Annotated in this window: 22 protein-coding genes and 1 tRNA gene; 19 read left to right on the top strand and 4 right to left on the bottom strand. The window is 62.6% G+C overall.

Translation table 11 applies throughout. From position 1 onward, the window contains the following. Positions 1-97 precede the first annotated feature (97 nt). Positions 98-1,852: a lysophospholipid acyltransferase family protein gene (locus tag BUB62_RS16055; RefSeq protein WP_073112095.1), complete on the top strand. Its 1,755-nt coding sequence runs from the start codon at positions 98-100 to the stop codon at positions 1,850-1,852. Between the two features lie 163 nt (positions 1,853-2,015). On the opposite strand, the gene BUB62_RS16050 is transcribed toward BUB62_RS16055, so the two are convergent. Then, on the bottom strand, positions 2,016-2,588 hold the full coding sequence (locus BUB62_RS16050; protein ID WP_073111845.1) for a DUF4468 domain-containing protein: 573 nt from the start codon (positions 2,586-2,588) through the stop codon (positions 2,016-2,018). A gap of 722 nt (positions 2,589-3,310) precedes the next feature. Here BUB62_RS16050 and BUB62_RS16040 point away from each other — a divergent pair. The 13 genes from BUB62_RS16040 (at position 3,311) to BUB62_RS15980 (ending at position 20,039) form a co-directional block, all read left to right on the top strand. Beyond that, entirely contained in the window at positions 3,311-4,345 is a 1,035-nt protein-coding gene (locus BUB62_RS16040; RefSeq protein WP_073111841.1) for an amino acid--tRNA ligase-related protein, read from the top strand. A 228-nt stretch (positions 4,346-4,573) separates the two neighbouring features. Further along, positions 4,574-5,443, top strand: coding sequence for a dihydroorotate dehydrogenase (locus BUB62_RS16035; protein WP_073111840.1), 870 nt, complete (start codon positions 4,574-4,576; stop codon positions 5,441-5,443). Beyond that, positions 5,431-6,192 carry an orotidine-5'-phosphate decarboxylase gene (gene pyrF / locus BUB62_RS16030; protein WP_073111838.1) on the top strand — a complete coding sequence of 254 codons (762 nt, stop codon included), beginning with the start codon at positions 5,431-5,433 and terminating at the stop codon, positions 6,190-6,192. Before BUB62_RS16035 ends, pyrF begins: the two co-directional genes overlap by 13 nt. 136 nt (positions 6,193-6,328) lie before the next feature. Next, positions 6,329-6,946, top strand: coding sequence for an orotate phosphoribosyltransferase (pyrE, locus tag BUB62_RS16025; protein ID WP_073111836.1), 618 nt, complete (start codon positions 6,329-6,331; stop codon positions 6,944-6,946). Between the two features lie 127 nt (positions 6,947-7,073). Further along, a complete protein-coding gene (locus BUB62_RS16020) occupies positions 7,074-10,181 on the top strand; it encodes a phosphoribosylformylglycinamidine synthase subunit PurL (RefSeq protein WP_073111834.1) in 3,108 nt (1,035 codons plus the stop codon). A 2-nt stretch (positions 10,182-10,183) separates the two neighbouring features. Then, on the top strand, positions 10,184-11,701 hold the full coding sequence (locus BUB62_RS16015) for a phosphoribosylformylglycinamidine synthase subunit PurQ (RefSeq protein WP_073111832.1): 1,518 nt from the start codon (positions 10,184-10,186) through the stop codon (positions 11,699-11,701). Between the two features lie 114 nt (positions 11,702-11,815). Then, a complete protein-coding gene (locus BUB62_RS16010; protein ID WP_073111830.1) occupies positions 11,816-13,216 on the top strand; it encodes a phosphoribosylaminoimidazolesuccinocarboxamide synthase in 1,401 nt (466 codons plus the stop codon). A 143-nt stretch (positions 13,217-13,359) separates the two neighbouring features. Beyond that, the gene (gene purD, locus BUB62_RS16005) at positions 13,360-14,649 is read left to right on the top strand and encodes a phosphoribosylamine--glycine ligase (RefSeq protein WP_073111828.1); all 1,290 of its coding nucleotides are present in this window, start codon (positions 13,360-13,362) and stop codon (positions 14,647-14,649) included. Further along, entirely contained in the window at positions 14,646-15,371 is a 726-nt protein-coding gene (gene purN, locus BUB62_RS16000) for a phosphoribosylglycinamide formyltransferase (RefSeq protein WP_262490516.1), read from the top strand. Before purD ends, purN begins: the two co-directional genes overlap by 4 nt. 91 nt (positions 15,372-15,462) lie before the next feature. Continuing rightward, positions 15,463-16,968, top strand: a complete 1,506-nt coding sequence (purF, locus tag BUB62_RS15995) for an amidophosphoribosyltransferase (RefSeq protein ID WP_073111824.1) — start codon at positions 15,463-15,465, stop codon at positions 16,966-16,968. 133 nt (positions 16,969-17,101) lie between these two features. Beyond that, a complete protein-coding gene (locus BUB62_RS15990) occupies positions 17,102-18,289 on the top strand; it encodes an AIR synthase-related protein (RefSeq protein ID WP_073111822.1) in 1,188 nt (395 codons plus the stop codon). A gap of 13 nt (positions 18,290-18,302) precedes the next feature. Then, entirely contained in the window at positions 18,303-18,839 is a 537-nt protein-coding gene (locus BUB62_RS15985; protein WP_234988782.1) for a Gfo/Idh/MocA family protein, read from the top strand. Positions 18,840-18,968: 129 nt separating this feature from the next. Further along, on the top strand, positions 18,969-20,039 hold the full coding sequence (locus BUB62_RS15980; RefSeq protein ID WP_073111820.1) for a flavin-containing monooxygenase: 1,071 nt from the start codon (positions 18,969-18,971) through the stop codon (positions 20,037-20,039). 393 nt (positions 20,040-20,432) lie between these two features. On the opposite strand, the gene BUB62_RS19385 is transcribed toward BUB62_RS15980, so the two are convergent. Next, positions 20,433-20,756, bottom strand: a complete 324-nt coding sequence (locus BUB62_RS19385) for a T9SS type A sorting domain-containing protein (RefSeq protein ID WP_073111818.1) — start codon at positions 20,754-20,756, stop codon at positions 20,433-20,435. Positions 20,757-20,984: 228 nt separating this feature from the next. Between BUB62_RS19385 and BUB62_RS15970 the strand changes: the two genes are divergently transcribed. From BUB62_RS15970 to BUB62_RS15960, 3 genes are all read left to right on the top strand, one after another. Further along, positions 20,985-22,103 carry an NAD(P)/FAD-dependent oxidoreductase gene (locus tag BUB62_RS15970; RefSeq protein WP_073111816.1) on the top strand — a complete coding sequence of 373 codons (1,119 nt, stop codon included), beginning with the start codon at positions 20,985-20,987 and terminating at the stop codon, positions 22,101-22,103. 61 nt (positions 22,104-22,164) lie between these two features. Next, positions 22,165-23,277: a type III polyketide synthase gene (locus BUB62_RS15965; protein ID WP_073111814.1), complete on the top strand. Its 1,113-nt coding sequence runs from the start codon at positions 22,165-22,167 to the stop codon at positions 23,275-23,277. Further along, a complete protein-coding gene (locus BUB62_RS15960; protein WP_073111812.1) occupies positions 23,270-23,971 on the top strand; it encodes a methyltransferase domain-containing protein in 702 nt (233 codons plus the stop codon). The genes BUB62_RS15965 and BUB62_RS15960 overlap by 8 nt, the downstream gene beginning before the upstream one ends. 215 nt (positions 23,972-24,186) lie before the next feature. On the opposite strand, the gene BUB62_RS15955 is transcribed toward BUB62_RS15960, so the two are convergent. Then, positions 24,187-24,261 (bottom strand) — tRNA-Val (locus BUB62_RS15955). A gap of 201 nt (positions 24,262-24,462) precedes the next feature. Between BUB62_RS15955 and BUB62_RS15950 the strand changes: the two genes are divergently transcribed. Continuing rightward, entirely contained in the window at positions 24,463-25,182 is a 720-nt protein-coding gene (locus BUB62_RS15950) for a porin family protein (RefSeq protein WP_073111810.1), read from the top strand. Positions 25,183-25,259: 77 nt separating this feature from the next. Further along, positions 25,260-25,781 (top strand): DUF6992 family protein, encoded by a 522-nt coding sequence (locus BUB62_RS15945; protein WP_143164227.1) that lies wholly within the window; start codon positions 25,260-25,262, stop codon positions 25,779-25,781. Between the two features lie 48 nt (positions 25,782-25,829). Here BUB62_RS15945 and BUB62_RS15940 read toward each other — a convergent pair. Beyond that, on the bottom strand, positions 25,830-26,137 hold a 308-nt coding region (locus tag BUB62_RS15940), incomplete at its 5' end, for a transposase (RefSeq protein ID WP_143164226.1).

Below are 26,137 nucleotides of genomic sequence, written 5' to 3'. Positions count from 1 at the left end.
GTTTCGTAATTCATCGGTAATGGCGGGCTAATATGCTTTTGCCAAGTTTGCAGTACTGCCGCCCGATACCTCGTCGGGCGGGGCTGTGCTGCTGCCGATGGATCTGCTTTCCCATTCCAACTTCGCTTTTCCTGCCTTCCTGGGGGCCCGCTCCCGGCACCTGCTCCGGCCGGTGTGGCAGCAGTTTGCTCAAGTGCGGCAGCTGCACGACCTCTACGAGCAAAGCCGGCACCTGCAGGGGCGCGAGTTTATCGGCAGCCTGCTGCGCAGCCTCGACATTACCCTCGACTATGACCCCGCCGAGCTGCGCCGCCTGCCGCCGGGCGCGTTTGTGGCCGTGGCCAACCACCCCTGCGGTCTGCTCGATGGGCTGGTGCTGCTCTACGTGCTCAGCGGCGTACGCCCCGAGTTCCGGATGGTGGCCAACGAGCTGCTGGCCCCGCTGCTGCCCCACCTCACCGACCACCTGATTCTGGTGACCCCGGAGCGGGCCCTGGCGGGCCAGAACACGCCCGGCGTGCGCCAGATGCTGCGCTACCTGCACAACGACGTGCCGCTGGGCCTGTTTCCGGCCGGCGAGGTGGCGCACCGCCCCACCCTGTTTCGCACGCCCCCCGATGCAGACTGGCACCCCACAGCCGGCCGGCTGCTGAGCAAGGCCCGCGTGCCGGTGGTGCCCGTGTGGCTGAGCGGGCAGAACAGCGAGTCGTTTGGGCTGCTGGGGCTGGTGCATCCGTGGCTGCGCACGGCCCGCCTGCCCGCCGAGCTGCTCAACAAGCGCGGCCAGACCATTCAGCTGCGCATCGGGCAGCCCGTGGCGGCCGCTACCCTGGCCGGGCTGCCCGCCCCCGAGCAGCTGCCCTATCTGCGGGCCAGGGTGTATGCCTTGAGCACGCTGCCAACGGTGGCCGCCGCCTTCGCCCTACGCCAGGCGCCCACGGTGCCGCCCGTCATTGCCGAAACCGACCGGGCGCTGCTCGAAGCCGACATTGCCGCCCTGCGGCCCGGCCGCCGGGTGCTGCAAAGTGGCCCCTGGGAAGTGTATATGGCCCGCCAGGCCGAAATCCCGAATGTGCTGCGCGAAATAGGGCGGCTGCGCGAGCTGACGTTTCGGGCCGAGGGCGAAGGCACTCAGCAGCCCACCGACCTGGACCAGTACGATGCCTACTACCGGCACCTGTTTCTCTACCATCGGGGCGCGGGGCAGCTGGTGGGGGCCTACCGGGTGGGACTGGGGCGCGGCATTATGCGGCAGCGCGGCAAGCGGGGCTTCTACCTGCATTCGCTGTTTCGGCTGAAGAAGGAGCTGAATCCGGTGCTGCGCGAGTCGCTGGAGCTGGGCCGCTCGTTCATCCGGCCCGAGTATCAGCGGCAGCCGCAGCCGCTGGCGCTGCTCTGGAAAGGCCTGGCCGACTACCTGGCCCACCACCCGCACTACCGCTACCTCATTGGCCCCGTGAGCATCAGCAACCGGTTTTCGGCCGTTTCGCGGGCCGTAATGGTAGATTTTCTGACCCGGCACTACTTCGATGCCGGGCTAGCCAAGGCCGTAGTGCCCCGCAAACGCTTCCGCTACCGCCCCCTGGACGACCACGCCGCCCCCACCCTGCTACAAACTGGCCTCGACACGCTGCCCGACCTGCAGAAGCTGATTGCCGGCTTCGAGCCGGGCGGCAGCGGCGTGCCCGTGCTGCTGCGCCAATACCTGAAGCAGAACGGCCGGCTGATCGGCTTCAACCTGGACCCCAGCTTCTCGAATACCCTCGACGGCTTTATGGTGCTGGATGCCCGCGACCTGCCCGCCCGCACCCACCGCCTCCTCGACCGATATCCGACCCAGGACCCGGAGTAGCGAGGCTATTTGTGTGGCCACTCCCAGCGCGTGGGAACTCGCGCTGCTCGTCGCGGAACGAATTTCCGCGCTACTCTTTGCCCAACTGCCGGGAAAATGCGCCAAAAAAGGGCCCGCCGATTCGTCGGCGGACCCTTTTTGGGTTTGAAACTGGTTTTCAGAGCTAGTCCTGGTCGTTGGCGGGCAAGCCTACGGTGCCTTCGGCCCCGGCCGGAATGCTGTTCATATAGGAGCGGAAACTCATGGCTATTTCGCTGGCCAGGGAGTTGGCCTGCGCCGTTACGCGGCGCTCGTTGAAGGTGCGGGCCGCCGCCTTCTCAGTGCTCAGCTGGGTGAGGTAGTCGGCCAGCGGAATTTGCTCAGTGGGCTTATTGGGGTCGGGCACCAGCCGGAAGGAGTCGATGCTGTAGCTGTAGCCGGTATCGGTGGCCTTGAAGGCAAAATCGAAGCGTACGACCTGAGGCTGCTCTTTGCCGCTGGGGCTCACGGGCTTCACCTTGCCGGTGCCCGTCACGCGCACCACGCCGGCGTCGGGCACAAACTTGAGGTCGGTTTTGGGTCCGTAGCCAAAATGGTTTTCCGCCCAGTCGAGGGCGCGGCGATACAGCGCGTCGCGGCCCAGCTCATCGGCCGGCACCTGCTCACTGTACTCAATGCGGGCGGCATCCTGGGCCTGCGCCGTGGGCGCGGTCAGCAGCAGCGCGGCAAACACGAATCCGAGTAACACTTTTTTCATAGCCGAAGGAAGTTGAGAGGCGAGGAAATACGGTTGACAAAGGAAAGACCGGAATCATAATTGGACTTGAGTGGGGCAATTATGATTCTGTTACGTTTGGTGAGCGGGCAAAAAGGCGTTGGGTGGAAGCGGAAACGAAAAAGAGCAGGTAGTGAGCCAACCGGACCGACCGGAAAAAGAACACTATTGAGCAAAGCAGTAGCAGCGCAGCTATTATATAATTAATCAAAGATGAAAAACCACCCTATATAGAGCAGCATAATCAGCTTTGCAACTGCACTACACAAAGATAGCGACGCGGAAGGAAGTTCCGCCAAAAAATCAAAATAAGTCAAATAGTCCTGATCTTCAACCGGCTACCGGGGCAACTCACCTAGTCCGCCGTCGGGCCGGGCGGGCAGGCCCGCCGGGGAGAAGGTAACAGTTTGGTAACATAAACTTAATGTTACCAACTGCACGACCCTGGTAACAATTAGTACTTTTGCGACGTGCTTCACCCAACTACCCAGAACTAATGAAGCGCGGGAATCGACATACCGACGTCCTGCGAGATGACCGGAAGGTCATTTTCCCCGTTAATTTTTTCGTTTTTCTGGTTTTTGCCCCCATCACCGCTCCGGTTTCCGAAGCGGTTTTTTTATGCCCGGCCGGTTTGGCCTGGGCGTTGGCCACTGCGCATTCTTGTCTTCTCTAATCTTTCACTTCATACCCGGTAAACCCTCATGAACGACACCACCACCCTCGCCCAGCAGATGGTAGCCGCCGCTCCCGCCGCTACCCGCAACGTGAACCTGAGCACGGACCCCAAGCGCATGGCCGTGATCAAAGTATGGGATGCCATGTTTCGCGGGGCCCGCAAATACGTGGAGGCCGAAGGCTTCATCGGCATTCACAACATGCCCCACATCGTGGGTGTGACCGGGGCCTGCGAGAATACGGACACGCTGTTCACCATCGACTGGTACGACGGCCGCAAGATGTTTTTGCCCCAGAGCAACCAGCTCTACATCGAAATGCTGACTCAGGCCATTGGGGGTGGCCGCGTGTACGGCGAAATCCAGAGCTTCCGCAAGGAGATGAAGGCCGATGGCCGCCGTCTGGCGCAGTTCAGCCTGTTTGAAATCGAGCACATCGGCGACTTGGACGAGCTGCTGGGCCACCTCTCGGGCATTGTGGCCTCGGCCGCCCGCCAGGTGTCGCAGGACTGCGCCAAGGAGCTGGAGCTGTTTGGCCGCAACCCCGCCGACCTGAGCAACCTGACCTTTAAGCGCATGACCTACGCCGACTCGGTGGAGTTGCTCAAAACCAACGGCTTCCCTGACCTGCAGTGGGGCGACGACCTGGGCGCTGAGGAAGAAGGCCGCCTCACCGAGCTGATGGGCCCGATGTTCGTGACGCACTACCCCGCCGACATCAAGTTCTTCAACATGCGCAACAACGACGACGACCCGCGCGTGGTGAACTCCTCTGACCTGCTGCTGCCCCTGGCCGGCGAATCAGCTGGCTCGGCCGAGCGCGAATTCGATGCCGAAAAGCTGCGCCACAAGCTGGAAACCAGCTCGATGCTGGAAGGCCTGCTGCGCCAGGGCATGAAGCTGTCCGACTTCGACTGGTACCTCGACTTCCACAAAGAAAACGAGGTGAAGCTGCACTCCGGGGCCGGCGTGGGCATGGCGCGGGTGGCCCAGTTCATCCTCGGCCAGACCGACATCCGCGACTGTGTGCCCTTCCTCATCAACCGCGACAACGTAATCTAACCAGCTGACAGACAGAGCGCCCGGTGTTAGCCGGGCGCTCTGCTTTTTGGGGCGGGGCGGCCAGTGGCGCACCGGCTGTCCGGCCAAAGCACCTGTGCCATCCTGAGCTGGTGAGGGCATTCGAAAAATGGCGGCGGCAGGTTTCTGGTGAGAAAAGAGGCTGTCCCGCCAGATTCCGAATCCTTTGCCAGCTCTGGAGGGCACCCGTATTTAATAAAGAGCCAACGCATGCAACTAGGAACCCTGACTCTGCAAAATCCTATCTGTCTGGCGGCCGCGTCGTGGCAGCTGGAAGGGGCTGGCTACGAGCGGCTGGGGGCCATTTTCACCCGCACCGTGACGATGGAGCCCCGGCCGGGGCGCTACGAGGAAGGCATCTGGCAGGTGAACGAGCAAACCCTGCTCAACGCCACCAACATGCGCACCGAAAGCGCCGAGATACTGGTGCAGGAGCACCTGCCGCGCCTGCGGCGCCACGGCGTGCCGGTGCTGGTCAGCATTACGGCGCCCGGCATTCCAGGCTTCCGCAAGATTGCCCGATATCTGCAGCGCGAGGTGGGCAGTCTGATGGCGGGCGTGGAAATCTATATTGCCCAGCCCGACACGGCCGGCGGGGAGGCGCTGAGCGCGAAATTCGTGCGCGAAGCCACCCAGGCCGTGCGCAATGAGCTGGGGCCCGCGGCCGTGCTGGTGGTGAAGCTGCCGCCGTGGCCCGAGCACATCCGGGGCCTCGCGCTGGGGGCGCAGGAAGGCGGGGCCACGGCGCTGGCCGCCACCAATCTGCTCAAGGCCCTGCACCTGCCCGACGATGCCACGGCCGCGCCCGTGGCCGGCGGCCTCTCGGGCGAGGCCCTGCGGCCGGTGGCGCTGCGCTGCGTGTGGGAGCTGGCCCACGACGCACGGATTACGCTGCCCATCTTCGGCACGGGCGGCGTGTTTACCGCGGCCCACGTCACCGACTTTCTGCGCTGCGGTGCCTCGGCCGTGCAAGTGGGCAGCGGCGAGTGGCTGGAGCCCGGCCTTTCGGCCCGGCTGGCAGCTGAGTGCGGGCATCTTATTCCTGAAACTGTATCCTCCCCTACCGTATGGAAAAGCTGATTCAACGCACCCAACACGCTAATAGCCTGCTCTGCGTGGGCCTCGACCCCGTGGGCGACGACGCGCAGGTAGCGCGCCGACTGGCCGAAGTAATCGACCAAACCAGCCTGTACGCCGCCGCCTTCAAGCCCAACCTGGCGTTCTTCCTAAGCCGCGAAAACGGCGTACAGCTGCTAAAGGAAACCGTGCAGCGCATCCCAAAGGATATTCCGGTGATTCTGGACGGCAAGTTCGGCGACATTGCCAACACCGCCGACCACTACGCCCGCTTCGCCTACGACATCATCGGGGCGGATGGCGTAACGGTGAACCCCTACATGGGCGACGATGCAGTGCGGCCGTTTGTGCGGGAAGGCAAGCTGGTGTTTGTGCTGACCAAAACGTCCAACAAGTCGCAGTACTCGATGCAGGACATGGCCCTCACGCGCGGCGGCTCCCTGGCCGACGGCGTGGCCAAAGTAGCCTGCCGCCTCAATGCGGAAATCGGTGGTATCGGGCTGGTGGTGGGCGCCACGCACCCCGCAGCCCTGGCGCAGATGCGCGCCATCTGCCCGCAGCAGTGGTTTCTGGTGCCCGGCGTAGGCGCCCAGGGCGGCGACCTGGCCGCCACACTCCGCGCCGGGCTGCGGACGGATGGCGCCGGGCTCCTGATTAACACCTCGCGCGCTATCTGGCAGGCGGCCGATGCCGGCGCGGTGGCGCGGGAGCTGGTGGAGCAGATGAATCAGCTGCGGCCAGTGGCGGTGTAACTGCCCGTCATGCTGAGCGGAGCCGAAGCATCTCTACCGCGCCGTTTGGTTGGCATTGCAACGAAGCGGTAGAGATGCTTCGGCAAGCTCAGCATGACGGTCTATTTTATAGTACACATCAAATAGTACCTTTCCTTTGATTCCTACCCAACCCACCACCTTCACCTCCGAAACCCTGGAGCAGCAGCTGTTGCAGGAAGATGCGCTGCTGCGCGGGCACTTCCGGCTGTCCTCAGGCCTGCACTCCGATACTTACGTGCAGTGCGCCCGGTTTCTGCGCCGGCCTGACCTCGCCGCGCCAGCCGCGGCGGAACTGGCTCGGCAAATCAAAGAAGCAGGCTTGCAGCCCGATGTGGTGGTAGGGCCGGCCATGGGCGGCGTGGTCGTCGGCTACGAGCTGGCCCGGCAGCTGGGCGTGCCCGGCATCTTCACGGAGCGCGACGAGGCCGGGCATATGACGTTGCGGCGCGGCTTCACGGTGGAGGCCGGCCAGCGCATTGTTATTGCCGAGGATGTGGTGACGACTGGCAAGAGCACCAACGAAGTAGCGCGGGTGCTGGAAGGGCTGGGCGGAAAAGTTTTGGCCGTGGCGAGTTTAATTGACCGCACGGGTGGGAATGCTGCGCTAAGTTTTCCGAACTTTGCCCTGCTGCCGGTTACGGCGGCTACCTACGCACCTGATGATTGCCCGCTGTGCCGGGCGGGTATTCCGGTGGTAAAACCGGGCAGTCGGCCCGATAAAGCGTTTTCTTAAACCTACCGCAACGGCAAACGGCTGGGCGGCAAGGCATTTTCGGCGTACCTCCGCGTGGGGTGTGCTTCCTCACGGCGGTGCTAGTACTGCGCGTGGGAAACCCGAAAAATAGATAACCACTCATCTTTTGGAATCTCCCCAGAGAACTATTCAGCTGCTGCTCAAGCCCGGCCAACACGACGGCGAGGGCCAGCGCATCGCCGAAGCGGCCCAGCGCCACCTTGGCCTGCACACCGGCCGGGTGCAGAGCACGGCGCTCTACACGGTGCGCTACCCGGTGACGGATGCGCAGCTGCGCGACTTCGCCACCCACTGCCTCCAGGACCCGGTGCTGCACGACGTGGCCCTCGACGAGTTCCGCCACGGCCCCGACTACCAGAGCTACATCCTCGTGGCGAAGCTGCCCGGCGTCACCGACGACGAAGGCATCTCGGCCCAGAACGCCCTCGGCGACTTCCTCAACGAGCCGCTCGACACCCACACCCAGCACATCTTCTCGAAACGGCTCTACTTCCTGGAAGAAGCCCTGCCCGAGAGTAGTCTGCGCCAGCTCGCGCAGGAGCTGATGGGCAACAAGCTGATACACCGCTTCGAAACCGGCCCCATCACCCAGATCCGCGACTACACGCCGCGGCCGGGTGGCGGGGCCGAATCGATTACGGAGACGGTGCAACTGGTGGGCCTGTCGGATGAGGAGCTGCAGAAGCTGTCGAAAGACAACCTCTACGCCCTGAATCTGGAGGAAATGCGCGCCGTGCGCGACCATTACACGAGCATCCGTGACAAGCGCCAGGCCGCTGGCCTGCCCCCGGACCCGACGGATTGCGAGCTGGAAATCATTGCCCAGACCTGGTCGGAGCACTGCAAGCATAAGGAGTTTGCGGCGCTGATTAAGTACAAGGATATTGATACAGGCGAGGCGTTCGAGGTAGATTCCCTGTTCAAAACCTACATCAAAGACGCCACCGCCGAGGTAGACCGCCAGCTGCGGGCCAACGGCAACGACTGGCTGATCAAGGTGTTCTCCGACAACGCCGGGGCTGTGCGCATCAACCCGGAGTCGCTGTTTGTGTGGAAAGTCGAAACCCACAACTCGCCCTCCGCCATCGACCCGTATGGTGGAGCTATTACGGGTATTCTGGGCAACAACCGCGACCCGCTGGCGACTGGCATCGGAGGCGCGCGGCTGCTGTTCAACACCAACGTGCTGTGCTTCGGCAACCCCGAGTTCGACGGCACTCTGCTGAGCAACCAGCTGCACCCACGCCGCATTTTTGAGGGCGTGCGCAAAGGCATCGAGGACGGCGGCAACAAGTCGGGCGTGCCCACCGTGAACGGCAGCATTGTGTTTGATGACCGCTACGCCGGCAAGCCGCTGGTGTATTGCGGCACCGGCGCTGTGATGCCGATGCAGCTGGCCGGCCTCGATTCGTGGGAAAAGAACATCGACGCCCAGGACCGCATCATTATGGCCGGGGGCCGGGTGGGCAAGGACGGTATCCATGGCGCCACCTTCTCTTCTATTGAGCTGGACGAAACCTCGCCCGCTACGGCCGTGCAGATTGGCTCGCCCATCACGCAAAAGCTGGCCATGGACTTCCTGATCCTGGCCACGCGGCGCGGCCTCATCAAGTGCAGCACCGACAACGGCGCGGGCGGCCTCTCCTCGAGCATTGGCGAGCTGGCGACCATCAGCGGCGGGGCCGTGGTGGAGCTGGAGCACGTGCCGCTCAAGTACCCCGGCCTGCGGCCCTGGGAAATCTTCGTGTCGGAGTCGCAGGAGCGGTTTTCGCTGGCCGTGGAGCCCAGCAAGCTGGACGAGCTGCTGGCCCTGGGCCAGGAAATGGAAGTGGAGCTGACCGACATCGGTTACTTTACCTCCGACGGGTTTCTGGACGTGCGGTTTGATGGGGCTTCCGTGGCGCGGCTGGACATGGAGTTTTTGCACGACGGCGTGCCGCGCAAGGTGCTGGAAGCGGAGTGGCAGCGGCCGGAACTGCGGGAGCCAACCCCTCCCCCGTCCCCTCCCCAAAAGGGAGGGGTGCCAGACGACGCGCTAGAGGCTAACATAAGCCCCTCCCTTTTGGGGAGGGGTTGGGGAGGGGTTGAATACACCGACATCCTCACCCGCCTGCTCGGCAGCCTCAACATCTGCTCCCGCGAATCAGTAATCAGGCAGTACGACCACGAGGTGAAAGGCCGCACGATCATCAAGCCCCTGATGGGCGCGACGGGCCAGGCCCCGCAGGATGCCGCCGTGGTGCGTTTCAACTTTGAGAGTTGGGAAGGCGTGGCCGTGAGCAACGGCATTCTGCCCCGCTTCGGTGATTTGGACGCTTACCACATGTCGGCCGGGGCGTTTGACGAGGCCGTGCGCCAGATTGTGGCGGTAGGAGGGAAGCTGCCGAACCTGCGTTACGGCGACGGCAACTTCTGGTCCGTGAACGACAACTTCTGCGTACCCGACTCGGTGTACGACCCCATCGGCAACCCCGATGGCAAGGTGAAGCTGGCCAAGCTGGTGCGCATGTGCCAGGCCCTGCGCGACGCCACGGCAGCCTACTGCATCCCGCTCACGAGCGGCAAGGACTCGATGAAAAACGACTTCAAGGCCGACGGCGTGAAGATTTCGGTGCCGCCCACGGTGCTGTATTCCATGACGGCCAAGATTGAGGACGTACGCCGTACCGTTACCTCCGACTTCAAGCAGGCTGATGACGTAGTGTACCTGCTGGGCGAAACCTACGACGAGCTGGGTGGCTCGGAGTTCTACCAACTCTTTGGCGAGTTGGGCGCCAACGTGCCCCAGGTGCGCTTCGAGCAGGCCAAAGCCTTGTACAAGCTGGTAGGCGAAGCCAACGACCAGAACCTGATTCAAAGCTGCCACGATCTGTCGGATGGCGGGCTGGCGGTGGCGCTGGCCGAGGCTACGTTTGGGTACGGCTTCGGGGCCGAAGTGGAGCTGCCGGCGGGGCTGCCGGTGCACGTGCAGCTGTTTTCAGAGTCTCACTCCCGGTTTGTGGCCACGGTGGCGCCGGAGGATGTAGTGGCGTTTGAGCAGCACTTCGGCCAGCGGGCTACCCGCCTGGGTCGGGTGACGCCGGACGGACAGCTGACGGTGCGGCAGGCGGGCAACACCATCATTGCGGCCAGCACAGCGGCCCTGCGCCACGAGTGGACCAACGGCCCGGTAAACCGCATCATCGGCTTCGGCCACCACGAAGCCGCGCATTAATCATGGAACAAAACCCCCAACTGCCGGACCAGCACACGCCCCCGCGCCCCCAGCACGACGACCCCGGCCACGAAGTGGTAGACCGGGAAGGCAACATCGTGCTGCCCGGCTTCAAAAGCGTGGATCCCGGCCACGAAACCACCGAGCCGCTGAAAAGCACCGAGGAAGAGCCTAAGCCACCAAAAAACGAAAGACGAGTTCGGGCGCTCATCCTGACCGGTTTCGGCATTAACTGCGAGGAAGAGTTTGCCGCCGCCTACCGTTTGGTAGGGGGCGAGGCCACCATTGTGCACCTCAATCAGGTGCTGCACGGCCACGTGAGCATTCACGATTATGACATCCTGAACTTCCCCGGCGGCTTTTCGTTCGGCGACGACCTGGGCTCGGGCGTGGTGCTGGCCAACAAGCTGCGCTACCGCCGCAACGCCGAGGGCCGCACCTTGCTGGACGATATCCGGCAGTTTGTAGCCGACGGCAAGCACGTGCTGGGCATCTGCAACGGCTTCCAGGTGCTGGTGAAGCTGGGTTTGCTGCCCGACCTGAGTGGCACCGTGACGCCCGAAGTCACCCTCACGCACAATGCCTCGGGCCGCTACGAGGACCGCTGGGTGAAGATCACCGTCAACCCCCGCGCCATCACGCCCTTCCTGAAGGGCCTCACGACGCTGGAAGTGCCTGTGCGCCACGGCGAAGGCCGCCTCATTATCAGCGACGAGGCCACCCGCGCCGCCATCGAAGCCCGCGGCCTGAACTGCCTCACCTACACCGATTTCGACGGCGCACCCACCGACGCCTACCCCTTCAACCCCAACGGCGCCGACCTGAACTGCGCGGGGCTGACGGATACGACGGGGCGGGTGTTTGGACTGATGCCGCATCCGGAGGCGTTTTTGTCGCTCTACAACCACCCGGACTGGGCGCGGCGGAAACGGGCGGATGCGGGGTTGAGCGAGGAGGGAGATGGGCTAAGGTTGTTCCGGAACATCGTGGAGCATGTGGCCGCCCTCCCCGGTGGACCCCTCCCCCCGGCCCCCTCCCCAAAAGGGAGGGGGAGCCTGACGACTTTTTTGGTTGCAGATGACTATAAGGAGTCGGTTTTGGTGGTAGAGGAGCCCGCCGGAGATTTTCAAACGGCGCAAGAGCACATCTTCACTACCACGGCTCAAAAATGGAAGACGCTGGGGCCATGGGCGCGAGAGAACCGGAAACAGCCAACTGAGGCGGAAGCCAAACTTTGGGATGGGTTGCGCCGCGAGAAACTGGGCGTGCAATTCCGGCGGCAGCACGCCATTGATTCTTATATCGTTGACTTTGTGTGCCTGTCGGCCAAGCTGATAGTGGAGGCCGACGGTGAAATCCATACCGATGCTGAGCAAGCCGCTTACGACCAGGACCGCACTTCCGTGCTGCAGGAACTAGGATACGAGGTGCTCCGCTTTAATAATCAAGACATTCTGCACCACACAGAAGAAGTGCTTCACCAAATCCAAAGCCGACTGATTCATCACCAGGCGCAATAGAAAAGGCAAAACAATCCAAAAGAAACCGTTCACTAACCATCTAAAGCCGCCCCGTATACCTTCGTCAGGCTCCCCCTCCCTTTTGGGGAGGGGGCCGGGGGGAGGGGTCCACGTATGAATACCCTCAACCACTTCGCCACCCCCCAACTCGAACTCCTCCACCGCGGCAAAGTCCGCGACTCGTACCGCGCCCCGTCCGGCGAGCGGCTCATCGTCGTCACCGACCGCCTCTCAGCCTTCGACTCGGTGCTGGAAACGCCCGTGGCCCACAAGGGCGCGGTGCTCAATGGGCTGGCCACTTTCTGGTTCGATAAGACCCGGCACATCATCCCCAACCATGTCATCTCGCTGCTCGACCCCAACGTGACGCTGTCCAAGGAGGCTGAGCCTATCCGCGTGGAGATGATTGTGCGCAACTACATCACCGGCTCCATGCTGCGTGGCTACCAGAAAGGCCAGCGCACCTTCTCGGGTGTGACGGTGCCGGATGGCCTCACCAAGCACCAGCAATTTCCCGCGCCCATCGTGACGCCGACCACCAAGGAAGAGTCGGACCGCGAGATTACGCCCGAAAACCTCGTGGCAGAAGGCTGGGTGGCGCAGGAGCTATATGAGCAGATGCGGATCAAGTCCTTGGAGTTATTCAACTTCGCTTCGGCATGGATGGCGGAGCGCGGCATCATCTTGGTCGATACCAAGTATGAGTTCGGGCTGCTGAACGGCGAGCTGATTCTGATTGACGAAATCCACACGCCCGATTCGTCGCGGTTCTGGAGCGCCGACGACTACGCCCGCAACCCCGAGGCCGTGGAGCAGATGGACAAGGAGTACGTGCGCCAGTGGCTGATTCAGAATAAAGTTGACGGCCAGTACCCGCGCACCCTCACGCCGGAAGTTTCGCAGGAAGCCAGCCGCCGCTACCTCGACATCTACGAGCGCATCACCGGCGCTCCGCTGCCCACCGGCAACGAAACTACCACCGGCGGCGACGTGCGCACCCGCCTCGTGGGCAACCTCGTGCGCGCCGGTATCATGAAGGATGCCTGGGTGAACATCGTGATGGGCTCGCCCGCCGACAAGGAGCACTGCCAGAAAATCCGCTCTTTCTTCGAGGACTACAACCTCTTCACCCAGCTGCGCGTGACCTCAGCCCACAAAAACGGCGAGGAAATAGCCGGCATGGCCGAAGTATGGAACAACTCGGTGGAGCCCGGCGTGATTATCGCCGTAGCCGGCCTCTCCAATGGCCTCGGCGGCGCCCTGGCCGCCAACGTGAACGTGCCCGTCATCAGCTGCCCGCCGTGGAAGGACTTCGCCGAGCTGAGCGCCAACCTGAACTCGTCGGTCATTATGCCCTCGGCCACGCCCAACCTCACCGTCGTGCGCCCCGACAATGCCGCCCAGGCGGCCGTGCGCGCCCTGAACCTGCCCCGCCTGCGCGAGCAGCTCAGCCGCGAAATCAAGCAAACCAAAGCCAAGCTCCGCGCCGCCGACGCCGAGCTGCGGACGCTGTAAACCCCTGCCCAACCCCGCCCCCAAAGGGAGGGGTTTAGAGTATTATTTCTCGTAATCTCTTTGCCAACAATGCCCATAAACCGTCTGGCACCCCTCCCTTTTGGGGAGGGGCCGGGGGAGGGGTCCACCACCAGAACGACACCGTGACGAACCCAACATCTATAGTTCTCCTCGGCAGCGGGGCCCGCGAACATGCGCTGGCATGGAAGCTGACCCGCGACGGCGCTACCGTGCACACGCTGCCCGGCAACGCCGGCACCCCCGGCAGCCACCCTGAAATCAGCGCCACCGACTTCCCGGCCATCAAAGCCTTCTGTGAGGAAAAAGGCGTGCAGCTGATTGTAGTGGGGCCGGAGGCTCCGCTGGCGGCCGGCGTCACGGATTTCTTCCAGGGCTCCGGTATCCGAGTGTTTGGGCCAGGCCGAGCGGGGGCTACGCTGGAAAGCTCTAAGGTGTGGAGCAAGGATTTTATGCGTCGCCACGGTGTAGCTACGGCCCAGGCCTGGCCCTTCCGCAGTGATAAAATGGACGCTGCCCGCGCCAAAGCTGCCGAGCTGAACGGCCAGGTAGTGGTGAAGTTCGACGGGCTGGCCGCCGGCAAGGGCGTGTACGTGTGCTCGTCGGTGGAAGAAGCCCACGCCGCTCTCGACGACCTAGCCCGCCTCCATAGTGGCTGGTTCAGCTTCCTGCTCGAAGAAAAGCTCACCGGCCCCGAAATCAGCATCATCGGCATCACCGACGGCAACCGCATCCGGCTGCTGGCACCTTCCCAGGACCACAAGCAGCTGCTGGCCCACGACCAGGGCCCCAACACCGGCGGCATGGGCGCCTACTGCCCCGTCCCGTTCTGCGACGACAACATCCTGTCCGCCATCCGCCAGGACATCATCGACCCCACGCTACGCGGGCTGCAAAACGAGCAGTTCGAGTTTCGCGGCTTTCTGTACTTCGGCATCATGCTCACGCCTCAGGGTCCCAAGCTGCTGGAATACAACACCCGCCTCGGCGATCCGGAAGCCGAAGTGCTGCTGCCCGCCCTGGAAAGCAGCCTGCTGGAGCTGATTGAAGCCACCCTCGACGGCAAGCTGCAGCAAACCGTGGTGCGCCAGCGCCGCGGCCACTACGTGGGCGTGGTACTGGCCTCGGACGGCTACCCCGCCAGTAGCTTCCCCACCGGCTTCCCCATCACCGGCCTCGACCAACTGCACCCCAGTATACTGGCCTTCCACGGCGCCACCCGGCGCACCGAAGCCGGCGAGCTGGTCACCAACGGCGGCCGGGTGCTGGTGCTGGTCGGCCACGGCGAGGAACTGGAAGACGCCGTGCAGCACGTCTACCGCGAAGCCGAAAAGGTGCAGTTCGAAGGCCGCTATATCCGCCCCGACATCGGCCAACGGCCGGAGCCCGAGGGCATTTTCAGTGAACTGCGGTGAAGAAGACGCCGTTAACCCCTCCCCAACCCCTCCCCAAAAGGGAGGGGCTTACGTTAGCCTCTGACGAAGCTAAGGCTCAAACTGCGCTGTCGTCTGGTACCCCCTCCCTTTTGGGGAGGGGGCCGGGGGGAGGGGTCGCCCGTCTGGCCATCCTCCTCTCCGGCCGCGGCTCCAACATGGTGGCATTGGTAAATGCCGTGCAAACCGGCGTGCTGCAAGGCTTGGCCGAGGTAGCCGTAGTGTTCAGCAACAAGCCCGACGCGCCCGGCCTAACAACGGCCGCCGCCTTGGGCTGCCCCACGGCCAGCCTCAGCAGCCAGGGCCGGAAGCGGGCCGGGTTTGACGCCGAGGTGGTGGAAGTGCTGCGCCAGTACCAGACCGATTACGTGGTGCTGGCCGGCTACATGCGCATCCTGTCGCCCACGTTCATCCGGGCGTTTGCGGGCCGCATCCTCAACATTCATCCCGCCGACACCCACCAGCACCAGGGCCTGCACGCCTACGAGTGGGCCTTTGACAACCGCCTGCCCGAAACCAAAATCACGGTGCACCTGGTGGACGAAGGCCTCGACACCGGCCCCATCCTGGCCCAACGCCCGGTGGACCTACGCGGGGCCGACACCCTGGCCGAAGTGGAGCGCCGCGGCCTGGCCGTGGAGCACCAACTGTATGCCGAAACGCTGGCCGGTTTGCTTCGCAAGGAATTAAAAATTGAGAATTAAAAATTGAAAATGACCACGCCGATTCACTGCCGGGCCGTTTTCACTTGCTCAATTTTTAATTTTTAATTCTCAATTTTTAATTGAAAACGCCATGTGCGGAATAGTAGGTTTTTACGGTCCCGATTACGTTGCGCACGATATCGTGTTTGGCCTCACCGCGCTTCAGCACCGCGGCCAGGATGCGGCCGGCATTGCCACCTTCGACGAGAACTTCCACCTCTGCAAGGGCAACGGCCTCATTGCCGACGTGTTCCGGCCTAAGCAGCTGCGCAAGCTCAAGGGCAACATTGGCATCGGCCACGCCCGCTACACCACCCAGGGCTCCGGCGACGCCGAATTGGCCCAGCCATTCACGACCAGCTACCCCTTTGGGCTGGCGATGGTGCACAACGGCAACGTCATCAACTTCCGCTCGGCCGCCAAACGCCTGCACGACAAATACCACGTGCTGCCCAAAACCAGCAACGACCTGGAGCTGATCATGTACACCTTCGCCTCGGAGCTGCGCCTGAAAAACCTCGACAACCTCTCCGTTATCGACATTTTCGACGCCGTGGAAACCACCCAGGAGCTGGTGAAGGGCGCCTACGCCACCATCACCGTCATTGCCGGGCACGGGCTGCTGGCCTTCACCGACCCGCTGGGCATCCGGCCGCTGGTGCTGGGCCGCCGCCAGACCGAGAAGGGCCCCATCTACGCCTTCGCCTCCGAAAGCACCTGCTTTGATTACCTGGGCTTCGAGTTCATCAAGAATGTAGGGCCGGGCCAGGCCATCTTCATCGACCAGAACTTCCAGGTGCACTACAAGAACCCGTACAACCTGCCCAAGGCCTTTTGCGTGTTCGAGCACATCTACTTCGCCCGCGAAGATTCCACCATTCACGGCCGGCTGGTGGCGCGGGAGCGTGTGCGCTTGGGCAAAATGCTGGCCCGCAAGGTGATTGAGTCGGGCATTCAGCCGGACATGGTGATTGACGTGCCGTCGTCGGGATACTTTGCAGCTTCCGGGCTGGCAGAGGCCATTGGCGTGCCCTACCGCCGGGCTATGGTGAAGAACAACCACATGGGCCGCTCCTTCATCGTGAGCAGCCAAGCCGGCCGCGAGGACATCGTGAAGAAGAAGCTCAACCCCATCCGCGAGTTTGTGGAGGGCAAGAAGATTGCCGTGGTGGACGACAGCATTGTGCGCGGCACCACCTCGCGGCGCATCGTGCAGATTCTGCGCGAGGCCGGGGCCACGGAAGTGTACTTCATCAGCAGCGCCCCGCCCATCATCGCACCCTGCATCTACGGCATCGATATGGCCATGAGCACCGACCTGATTGCGGCCAACTACACCGAAGAGGAAATCTGCCGCTACATTGGGGCCGACAAGGTTATCTACCAGTCGGTAGAAGACCTGCAGGAGCTGTTTGCCAAGGATAAAGGCCACGGCGGCAGCTGCTTCGCCTGCTTCACCGGCCAGTACCCCACCGGCGACGTGACCAAGTACCTGCGCCACATCCAGGAGGAGCGCCAAAGCCACCGGGGCGATAAAAAAGGCCCCGATACGATTCCATCGGTGAGTGCGAAAGCGCCCGAGCCGACGGAACATTAATCTAACCCGTCTGTCATCCTGAGCTTGCGAAGGATCCTCTCACGTCAGTGTAAAACCGTTTGGTAAGTATACAGACTTGATAGGATCCTTCGCAAGCTCAGGATGACGGATGGCTTTTCAATTTGCCCCTGCCATGAGCCAGACTTCCGCCGATACCACCCTCAAAGCCACCGCCGGCTATTCCATCGAGGAAGGCAACGCCGCTTCCAAAAACGCCTACCAATGGGCGCAGAAAACCTTTAGCACCCGCGCCGGCAAGCCCGGCGAGCCGGCCCAGGACCTGGCCGGGGGCTTCTCCAACGAAATCCGCTTCGGGGCGGAGCGGCTGGGCATTGGCTCTGATGGTATCGGGACTAAGATTGAGGTGGCTGAGCGCATGGACCGCTACGACACGCTGGGCTACGACCTGATTGCCATGGTGGCCGACGACCTGGTAGTGGCCGGTTTCGTGCCCACCAACCTCTCCAACATTATCGACGTCAACACCCTCAACTACGAGGTGGTGGACGAGTTGATGCGCGGCCTGCACGACGCGGCCCAGTTCAGCCAGATGGCCGTAACGGGCGGCGAAATCGCCGAGCTGGGCAACCGCATCGGCGGCTACCCCGGCGCGAAAATGAACTTCAACTGGTGCTCTACGGCCGTGGGCGTGCTGCACCCCAGCCTGGAGCGGCCCCTGAGCGGGGCCAACGTGCGCGCCGGGCAGGCTGTGGTGGCGCTCCGCTCGCCCTCGTTCCGCTCCAACGGCTACTCTCTGGCCCGCCGCGCCCTCACCAAAGCCTTCGGCGAAGCCTGGCACACGGCCCCTTACACCGGCACCGACGCTGCCGCATTCCACAACTACGCTTGGAACAACCCACTTGCGTCGTCAGGCGCCCCCGCTCCTATGGAGAGGGGGCCGGGGGGTGAGGTCACCTGGGGCGATGTCATGCTGGCCCCCTCGCTCATCTACTCGCCCGGCGTGGCTGCCGTATTGGATGCTGGCCTGCCCCTGCACGCGGCCGCCCACATCACCGGCGGCGGCATTGCCGATAATTTCAAGCGTGTGCTCAAAAACGGCTTAGGCGCCGAATTGAACCACCTTTTCGAGCCCCTGCCCGCCATGCAGCAGCTGGCCGAGCTGGCCGGCATCACCCCCACCGAAGCCTACCTCTACTGGAACATGGGCAACGGCATGCTTCTCGTGACCGACGAAGACCAAGCCGAAGCTGTAGCCGCCAGCGTGCGCGGCAATGGCTATGCCGCCCAGGTAGCCGGCCGCATCACGGCCGGACCGGGCGTGACACTGCGCGTGGGAGCCGGCGAGTTGCGCTATACCTAGGCGGACGGCGAAGTTGCGCGAGGGGCCTGTACAAGCCGACACCTGGCGGGTACAGAAAAAGCTGGCCGGGGGCGGCTCTTTGATGGACATCGGCATCTACTCGCTCAATGCCACGCGCTACCTCACGGGCGAGGAGCCAGTGGAAGTGACGGCCGTAGAATCTACCGACAAGAGCGACCCTCGCTTTGCGGAAGTGGAAGACCGGATTCACTTCACCCTACGCTTCCCCAGCGGCGCGCTGGCCTCCTGCACCAGTTCCCACAGCACCGCCGAGGTGAAGCGCTACCGTGTATTCGGCGACAAAGCCTGGCTCGATCTGGACCCCGCCACCGACTACAAGGAGCCCACCATGACCATCGGCGACAAGGAAGGCCAGCGCAAGCCCAAGCTGGCCGAAGGCAACCAGTTTGCCGCCGAGCTGGACCACATGGCCGAATGCGTGCTGAACGACACCACGCCCAAAACGCCCGGCGAAGAGGGCCTGCGCGACATCCGGCTCATCATGGCCATCTACGAAGCCGCCCGCACCGGCAAAAAAGTGAAAGTGTAGCCGATTGTATTTGTCGGCCCGCGCAACGCCCCACTCCCGCCGCCCGGCTCTGGCTGCGGGAGTGGGGCGTTTTCGGTTTCTTTGCGGCCCGGCAGTGCGCGTTGTGCAGGCCCCAGATTCCAGAACAAAATGAGTGATACCGCCGGCCCAGCCCCCATTATCGTCAATACCATCGTCATTGGGGCCGGGCAGGCCGGACTAGCCGCCGCCTACTACCTGCAGCAGCACGGCACTAGCTTCGTGGTGCTCGATAAGCAGGCGGCCGTGGGCGAGGTGTGGGCCACCCGCTTCGATGCCCTCACGCTGTTTTCGCCAGCCTGGGCCAGCGGGCTGCCGGGGCTGCAATGGCCCGGCAGCCCGCTCCGCTACCCCACCAAAGACGAAGCCGCCCGCTATCTGCAAGCCTACGCCGACCATTTCAAGTTTCCCATCCATCTGCAGCAGCGCGTGGTGCGGGTAGCGCCGCGGGCCGGCGGCTACGCCGTAAGCACGGCGGCCGGCCGGCAGTACCACGCCCGCACCGTCATTGTGTGCGCGGGTGCTTACAATGCGCCGCGCCGCCCGGCTTTTGCGCAGGCGCTTTCTTCTACGGTACAACAGCTGCACAGCCAGCAGTACCAGCGGCCGGCGCAGGTGCCAGGGCACGGCCCTGTGGCCGTGGTGGGCAGCGGCAACTCGGCCCTGCAGATTGCCGCCGACCTGGCCGCCACCGGCCGGCCAGTGTTCGTGGCCTACGATGAGCAAACCCCGACCCTGCCCAATAACACGGCCATGTGGGCCTTTCTGACCCTCACGCGCTTCATGCGCATATCGCGGCACACACCCCTGGGCCAGCGGCTGATGCAGCGCCCCGAGCCCGTGGTAAGCGGCGACCTGGCCCGCCTGCGCCGGTTTCCCAACGTGCAGTTCATTGGCCGGGCGCTGGCCGTAGCGGCCGAAACCACCCTGCAGGGCCGCCACGCCACCACGCCCGCCCTGGAAGCCGTGGTGTGGGCCACCGGCTACGGCCCCGCGTTCAATTGGCTCGAGGTGCCCGTCTTCGATGCCGCCGGCGAGCCGCAACACCAGCGCGGCCTTACCGCTGCGCCCGGCCTGGCCTTTCTGGGGTTGCCCTGGCTCAACAGCCGCAGCTCCGCGCTTATGGGCGGCGTGGGGGCCGATGCCCGCTACGTGGTGCAGCAGTTATTGAAAACAACATAATTATACTGAAACCCAACCGTTCGTTTTCAGGTTGATAGTACTGTAACCCATAAGCGGCTGCCTACTCTGTCTATTGCGGTGGCTCGTACTGGTTTTCTCTCGTTTCTAATTCCCCTCTCATGTCATTTTTCATTTTCTCCGGTTTGCTGGTAGCCGCTGCGCTGCTGGTTACGAATACCTTTGGCACGATGAAAAAAACCCTGCAGCCGGTACCGGTGCGGGTACGCAACAACCGCTAAGGCGGACTTGCCAGTATAAAAAGACGACGCCTCCCATCCCGGAGGCGTCGTCTTTTTATGCTGGCCGGAGCAGCTTCTCACCGCACTACTACAAAACAGAAAAAGCAGCCCGAGCAGGCTGCTTTCACTTAAAAAAACAGAAGGGCGGATGCGCTTAGTGAATAACCAGCTTGCGCATGGCGCTGACGTTCTCACCTTCCAGCTTCACGTAGTAGAGGCCGCTGGCAAACTTGGTGAGGTCCAGCGTTTTGGGGCCGTTCAGCTCCATCAGCGTCTCGCGGTAGATGACCGTGCCGATGACATTAAGAATGCGCAGCTCCATGCGGCGACCCTCGAAGCCATTGAGGGTAATATGGACAATGCCGTTGCTGGGATTGGGATATACCAGAAAGGCCTTTTCATCGGCGGGGCGGGCGGCGGCGGTCCGCGGGCCAGTCGTCACCTGCGCCGAGGCAGCCGTGAGGGTGGTAGTAGACAAGGCTCCCAGACACAGGAAAGAGAGCAAAAGGGAAAGGCGTAAGCGTTGCATCATAGCGTACTGTAGCGTGAAGTAGTGCGCGGGCTCGAATAAATTGGTTAACGGCAGGCACTCAATTAGGTTTGCAAAGATAATACGTAATCCTAAGCACAGATGCAAAATATAACTGGACTGCTTTAAATAAATCCTATACTTCCTCTCCCTCACCCTTTTACTACCCGAATCAAGTTGGACGTTCTCATTATTGGCGGCGGGCTGGGCGGCCTCACGGCGGCCCTCGATTTGCGGCGGCGCGGCCATGCCGTACTGCTGGTGGAGCGCAAGCGCTACCCCTTCCATAAGGTCTGCGGCGAGTATGTATCCAACGAGGTGCTGCCCTACTTGCGCCGCCTCGGGGCCGACCCGGCGGCGCTGGCTCCGGCGGCCATTTCGCGCTTTTTGCTCAGCTCGCCGGCCGGCCGCACCCTCACCGCGCCCCTCGACCTGGGCGGCTTCGGCATCAGCCGCTACTCGCTCGATTATTTCCTGTATCAGCAGGCCAGCGCCTTAGGGGTGGTATTTGAGCAGCAGGCCACCGTCACGGACGTGGTGTTCGACGAGGCCAGCGGCCGGCACCGCGTAACGCTGGCTGATGGCCGATCCTTCTTGGCGCGGGCGGTGCTGGGGGCCTATGGTAAGCGCGCCAACCTCGACCGGCAGCTGCAGCGTCCGTTTTTTCAGCGCCGCTCGCCCTACCTGGGCGTGAAGTATCACCTGCGCCTGCCCGGCTTCCCCCAGGATCTGATTGCCCTGCACAACTTCGCCGACGGCTACGCGGGCATTTCCGCCATCGAGGCCGACCAATACTGCTTCTGCTACCTCACCACACGCCTGAATCTGAAGGCCCACGGTACTATTCCGCAGCTGGAGGCCCAGGTGCTGGCCCGCAATCCGCACCTGCGCGACATTCTGCATCAGGCCGAGTTTCTGTATCCGCAGCCTGAGGTCATCAACGAAATTTCTTTTGCCCCCAAAAGCTGCGTCGAAAACCATGTGCTGATGTGTGGCGACGCGGCCGGCCTGATTACGCCGCTCTGCGGCAATGGCATGGCCATGGCTATTCGCGGGGCCGAAATAGCGGCCCGCCACCTACACGAGTTTCTGCACGGCCGCAGCAGCCGCCCCCAGCTGGAGGCGGCCTACCGGCGCGAGTGGCAGCACACGTTTGGGCAGCGTCTGCGCGTGGGGCGGGCCGTGCAGGGCCTGTTTGGGCGGCCTATTCTGAGCGAGGCCGCCGTGAGCGGGCTGCGCTTTTTGCCCGGCGTGGTGCGCGGCCTGATGCGGCAAACCCACGGGCCGGTATTCTGATCCTGATTTTGTACCTCTTCACCGCAAGCCGCCGCCGCGGTAATTGCGTATACTGCGCCCAATGACCAGCTTTCTCTGTGCTATCGGCACTGCCACCCCCGCCCACCGCATTGCCCAGCCCCAGATTGCCGCTTTTATGGCCGAAGCGCTGCAATTCGACGAGGCCAACACCCGCAAGCTGCGGGCGCTCTACCGCGTTACGGGCATCGGCCACCGCCACTCAGTGTTGCCCGACTACGGCCGTGCCAATGGCGACTTTACCTTCTTTCCCAACACGCCCGGCCTGGAGCCTTTTCCGGGCGTGGGCCAGCGTATGGCCGTGTATCGGGAGCACGCGCTGCCCCTTTCGGTAGCCGCCGCGCAGGATTGCTTGCGGCAGGTGCCCGAAACCACCGCCGCCGATATCACGCACCTTATCACGGTGAGCTGCACGGGTATGTATGCGCCGGGCCTGGATATTGAGCTGGTGCAGGCGCTGGGTCTTTCGCCGAATATCCGGCGTACGTGCGTGAATTTTATGGGCTGCTACGCGGCGTTCAATGCCCTGAAGCTGGCGGAGGCTTTCTGCCAGGCCGATGCCAAAGCCTGCGTGCTGATTGTGTGTACGGAGCTGTGTACCATTCACTTCCAGAAAAACCACGAAGACGACCACCTCGTTTCTAATGCCCTGTTCGGCGACGGCTCGGCGGCGGCGCTGGTGCAGGCCACGCCGGCCCAAAGCGGCCCCAGCCTGGCGCTGGCGGCCTTCCACTGCGGCCTGGAGCCCGATGGCCGCGCCGATATGGCCTGGCATATCAACGACTTTGGCTTCGAGATGACGCTGTCGTCGTATGTACCGCGCATGATCCAGCGCGGCATCCGCAAACTCACCGACGACCTGTTGCAAAACCTGCCTGTGCAGTTGCGCGACGTGCATTCGTTTGCCATTCATCCGGGGGGGCGAAAAATTCTGGAAACCATTGAGCAGGAGCTGGGTATGAGCACCGACGACAACCGCTTCGCTTATAAAGTACTGCGCGACTACGGCAATATGTCGTCGGCGACGGTGCTGTTTGTGCTGCGCGAATTGCTGGCCTCGCTCACGCCCGCCGATGCCGGCGCGCCGGTGCTCAGCTTCGCCTTCGGACCGGGCCTCACGCTGGAAGCCATGCTCTTACAGGTGCAGTATGCCTGATTTCAGCGTGCGCGCCCGCGAGGAGGAGCTGATGGACGACCTGACGCTGGCCTCCAATGCCCTGCGCCAGAACCTCGACGAGCTGGAAACCATCAACAACTGGCTGGGCGGCTACCGCGTGGTGCTGAACGCACTGGCGCGCCTGCGCCCCGCCTTCCCGCCGGGCCGCCCCCTGCGCCTGGCCGATCTGGGCAGCGGCGGCGGCGACACGCTCCGACACATTGCGGCCTGGGCCCGCCAAAAACAGCTGAAAACGGAGCTGGTGGGCTTCGATGCCAACGCCTTTATGGTAGCCTACGCCACCGAAAAGGCCCGGTCGTTTCCCGAAATTAGCTTCCGCCAGCAGGATATCTTTTCGGCAGAATTTCAGCGCCAATCCTTCGATATTATCACGTGCAGCCTGTTTTGCCACCATTTCGGCGAGACGGAGCTGGTGGCGATGCTGCGCCAGCTGAAAGCGCAGGCCAGCGTCGGGGTCATCATCAACGACCTGCACCGGCACCCGCTGGCTTACTACAGCATCCGGTGGCTCACGCGGCTGTTTCGCGGCTCCTACCTGGTGCAAAACGATGCACCGCTGTCCGTGGCCCGCGCCTTCACCCGCCCCGACTGGACGCGGATGCTGGCCCAGGCCGGCATTGAAAAGTACGAGCTTCGCTGGCGCTGGGCCTTCCGCTGGCAGGTTATTTTCTGAGGTGTTGACGTTGTAAAAAGGCTATCATCCTGAGCAAAGCGAAGGACCTTATCACGGTAGAACGAGTCGTTGTTGCGCCTGTTGTTCTACCGTGGTAAGGTCCTTCGCAAGCTCAGGATGACAGACGATTTCGATAACAAACAAATTCTGGGCTACAACTAAAACAGAAACAGCTGCCCTTCGTGGGGCAGCTGTTTCTGTTTTTATTACTGATGTGGGACATACTGGGCTCGAACCAGTGACCCCTACCTTGTCGAGGTAGTGCTCTGAACCAACTGAGCTAATATCCCATCATACGCTTCTGGTGGCGGCCGGAAAGGGCCAAAGATACGCGCCGCGGCATTATTTCCGACTTACACGCGTAAGTTTTTTTTGGGCGCGCGGGCTTTGGGTGCAACTTTCTCTTCGGGGCAAAGTATAGCGCCTTACCGATCCATGATTCCGCCACTATTGGCGCGGACGTATTCCCGACTGCAAAAACCGTTGCTCCCATGAAAAAAATCACCCTACTCCTCGCCCTGGCGCTGGCCAGCCTTACCACAGTTGCTCAGGAAGCCGGCAAAATCGGCCCCCGCTCCTCTTCCGATTACGCCGGCGGCTCCGGCGGCCACGATTCCCGCAACACGGGCTTCGGCGTGAAGGGCGGCTTTAACCTGGCCGACGTGTACGGCGACAACAAGAAGAACTACACCAACGGCGAAAACTACAAAGCCTTCCACGCTGGCGTTTATGGCCAGTACGGCTTCAGCGATAAGTTCTCCGTGCAACCCGAGCTGCTCTACAGCCGCCAGGGCTTCAAAGGCACTTCTACTTATACCAACCCCGGCGGCACTACTACCGCTACTGTGAAAGAGCGCCGCCTCGACTATGTGCAGGTGCCGGTGCTGCTGGTATTCAACGTGCTCGACAACGTGAGTATTCACGCCGGCCCGCAATTCTCGCTGCTCACCAAAGTGACCGAAGACGGCAAGGAGCGCAAAATCGCCAACGAGAACAACTCGTATGGCTACAGCTACAGCAGCATCGATTACGGCATTGCGGCTGGTGCCGAGGCCCGCGTAGGTCCGGCCCGCGTGGGGGCCCGCTACACGGCTGGTTTCGCCGATGTCATCAAGGATCAGCAGTCGCTGGCCAGCACCGGCAATAAGGCGCTGGATAACATTAAGAACAGTCTGTTTCAGGTGTACGTAGGCGTTGGTTTCGCCCGCTAGCCTGGCAGTTTTTACTTGAAAAAGGAAGCCTTCGGGCTTCCTTTTTTTGTGCCTGTTTTTCTCTTACTCTTCGCCTAATGCTTTCAATGCCCGCTGTGCTGCTTTACAATGATGTGCTGCCGGTGCTCAACCACGGCCGCGAGCTGCTGGCCGAGCGCGGCATGGCCGTGCTGGCCACCTGGGCGCTGCTGAATCTGGTGGTCAGCGGCTACTATCTGGCCCGCACCGACAGACGCTCGGAAGCGCACTATTTCCACCAGATGAACGTGGGCTGGAACATGGTGAATGCCGTGTTGGCCGTGGTGGGAATGCTGCGGGCGCACCCCAATCAGGTGGCCGGCCTCACATTGGCCAAAAGCCTCACGGAGCAGTTCAATTTTGAGAAAATACTGCTGCTGAATGCAGGCCTCGACGTGGCGTACCTCTGCATCGGGAGCTGGCTGCGGGCCCGCGCCGCCACCACCGAAAAGCTGCCCGCGCGACTGCGGGGCTTTGGCCGCTCGCTGTGGCTGCAGGGCGGCTTTTTGCTGTTGTTTGATGTGAGCTTTTATTTCGTGTATCACCGCTACGCCGGGCTGCTACTGGGGCTGGTGCCGTAGCCGATTGAGCATGGCGCATTACTGCTTCCTAGAGTGTGAGGACAATTATTACCGGAGCCAGTCGATGGCAGCGGCAACATGCCAAAAGGCGAGAAAGGAAACGACGGTTTTGTCATAGCGGGTGGCCAGCCGCCGGTACTGCTTCATTCGACCAAAAAAGCGCTCAATTTTATTTCGGTCGCGGTAATATTCTTCGTCCAGCGAAACTGGTTCTGAGCGGTTGGGCCGATTCGGAATGACGACAGCAATGCCCTTTTCGGCGCAGTAGGCCCGGTTGGCGTCGCTGTCGTAGCTCGTATCGGCGATGACCATGCCCGTGTCCAAGCCCGCGAGCAAGACCAACGCTTGCGGGCAGT

It is taken from the genome of Hymenobacter daecheongensis DSM 21074 (assembly GCF_900141805.1).
Classification (GTDB): domain Bacteria; phylum Bacteroidota; class Bacteroidia; order Cytophagales; family Hymenobacteraceae; genus Hymenobacter; species Hymenobacter daecheongensis.
The sequence above is the reverse complement of the archived record's forward strand: the minus strand, read 5'-3'. Positions and strand labels throughout refer to the sequence as shown.

What these genes read in the sequence shown, in the direction of transcription:
- BUB62_RS16050 (WP_073111845.1), bottom strand. Translation starts at nt 2,588, where the DNA reads ATGAAAAAAGTGTTACTCGGATTCGTGTTTGCCGCGCTGCTGCTGACC.
- BUB62_RS16035 (WP_073111840.1), top strand. Translation starts at nt 4,574, where the DNA reads ATGCAACTAGGAACCCTGACTCTGCAAAATCCTATCTGTCTGGCGGCC.
- BUB62_RS16040 (WP_073111841.1), top strand. Translation starts at nt 3,311, where the DNA reads ATGAACGACACCACCACCCTCGCCCAGCAGATGGTAGCCGCCGCTCCC.
- BUB62_RS15980 (WP_073111820.1), top strand. Translation starts at nt 18,969, where the DNA reads ATGAGTGATACCGCCGGCCCAGCCCCCATTATCGTCAATACCATCGTC.
- BUB62_RS15965 (WP_073111814.1), top strand. Translation starts at nt 22,165, where the DNA reads ATGACCAGCTTTCTCTGTGCTATCGGCACTGCCACCCCCGCCCACCGC.
- purF (WP_073111824.1), top strand. Translation starts at nt 15,463, where the DNA reads ATGTGCGGAATAGTAGGTTTTTACGGTCCCGATTACGTTGCGCACGAT.
- BUB62_RS15990 (WP_073111822.1), top strand. Translation starts at nt 17,102, where the DNA reads ATGAGCCAGACTTCCGCCGATACCACCCTCAAAGCCACCGCCGGCTAT.
- BUB62_RS15960 (WP_073111812.1), top strand. Translation starts at nt 23,270, where the DNA reads ATGCCTGATTTCAGCGTGCGCGCCCGCGAGGAGGAGCTGATGGACGAC.
- BUB62_RS15950 (WP_073111810.1), top strand. Translation starts at nt 24,463, where the DNA reads ATGAAAAAAATCACCCTACTCCTCGCCCTGGCGCTGGCCAGCCTTACC.
- BUB62_RS15945 (WP_143164227.1), top strand. Translation starts at nt 25,260, where the DNA reads ATGCTTTCAATGCCCGCTGTGCTGCTTTACAATGATGTGCTGCCGGTG.
- BUB62_RS16015 (WP_073111832.1), top strand. Translation starts at nt 10,184, where the DNA reads ATGGAACAAAACCCCCAACTGCCGGACCAGCACACGCCCCCGCGCCCC.
- pyrF (WP_073111838.1), top strand. Translation starts at nt 5,431, where the DNA reads ATGGAAAAGCTGATTCAACGCACCCAACACGCTAATAGCCTGCTCTGC.
- BUB62_RS16055 (WP_073112095.1), top strand. Translation starts at nt 98, where the DNA reads ATGGATCTGCTTTCCCATTCCAACTTCGCTTTTCCTGCCTTCCTGGGG.
- BUB62_RS16010 (WP_073111830.1), top strand. Translation starts at nt 11,816, where the DNA reads ATGAATACCCTCAACCACTTCGCCACCCCCCAACTCGAACTCCTCCAC.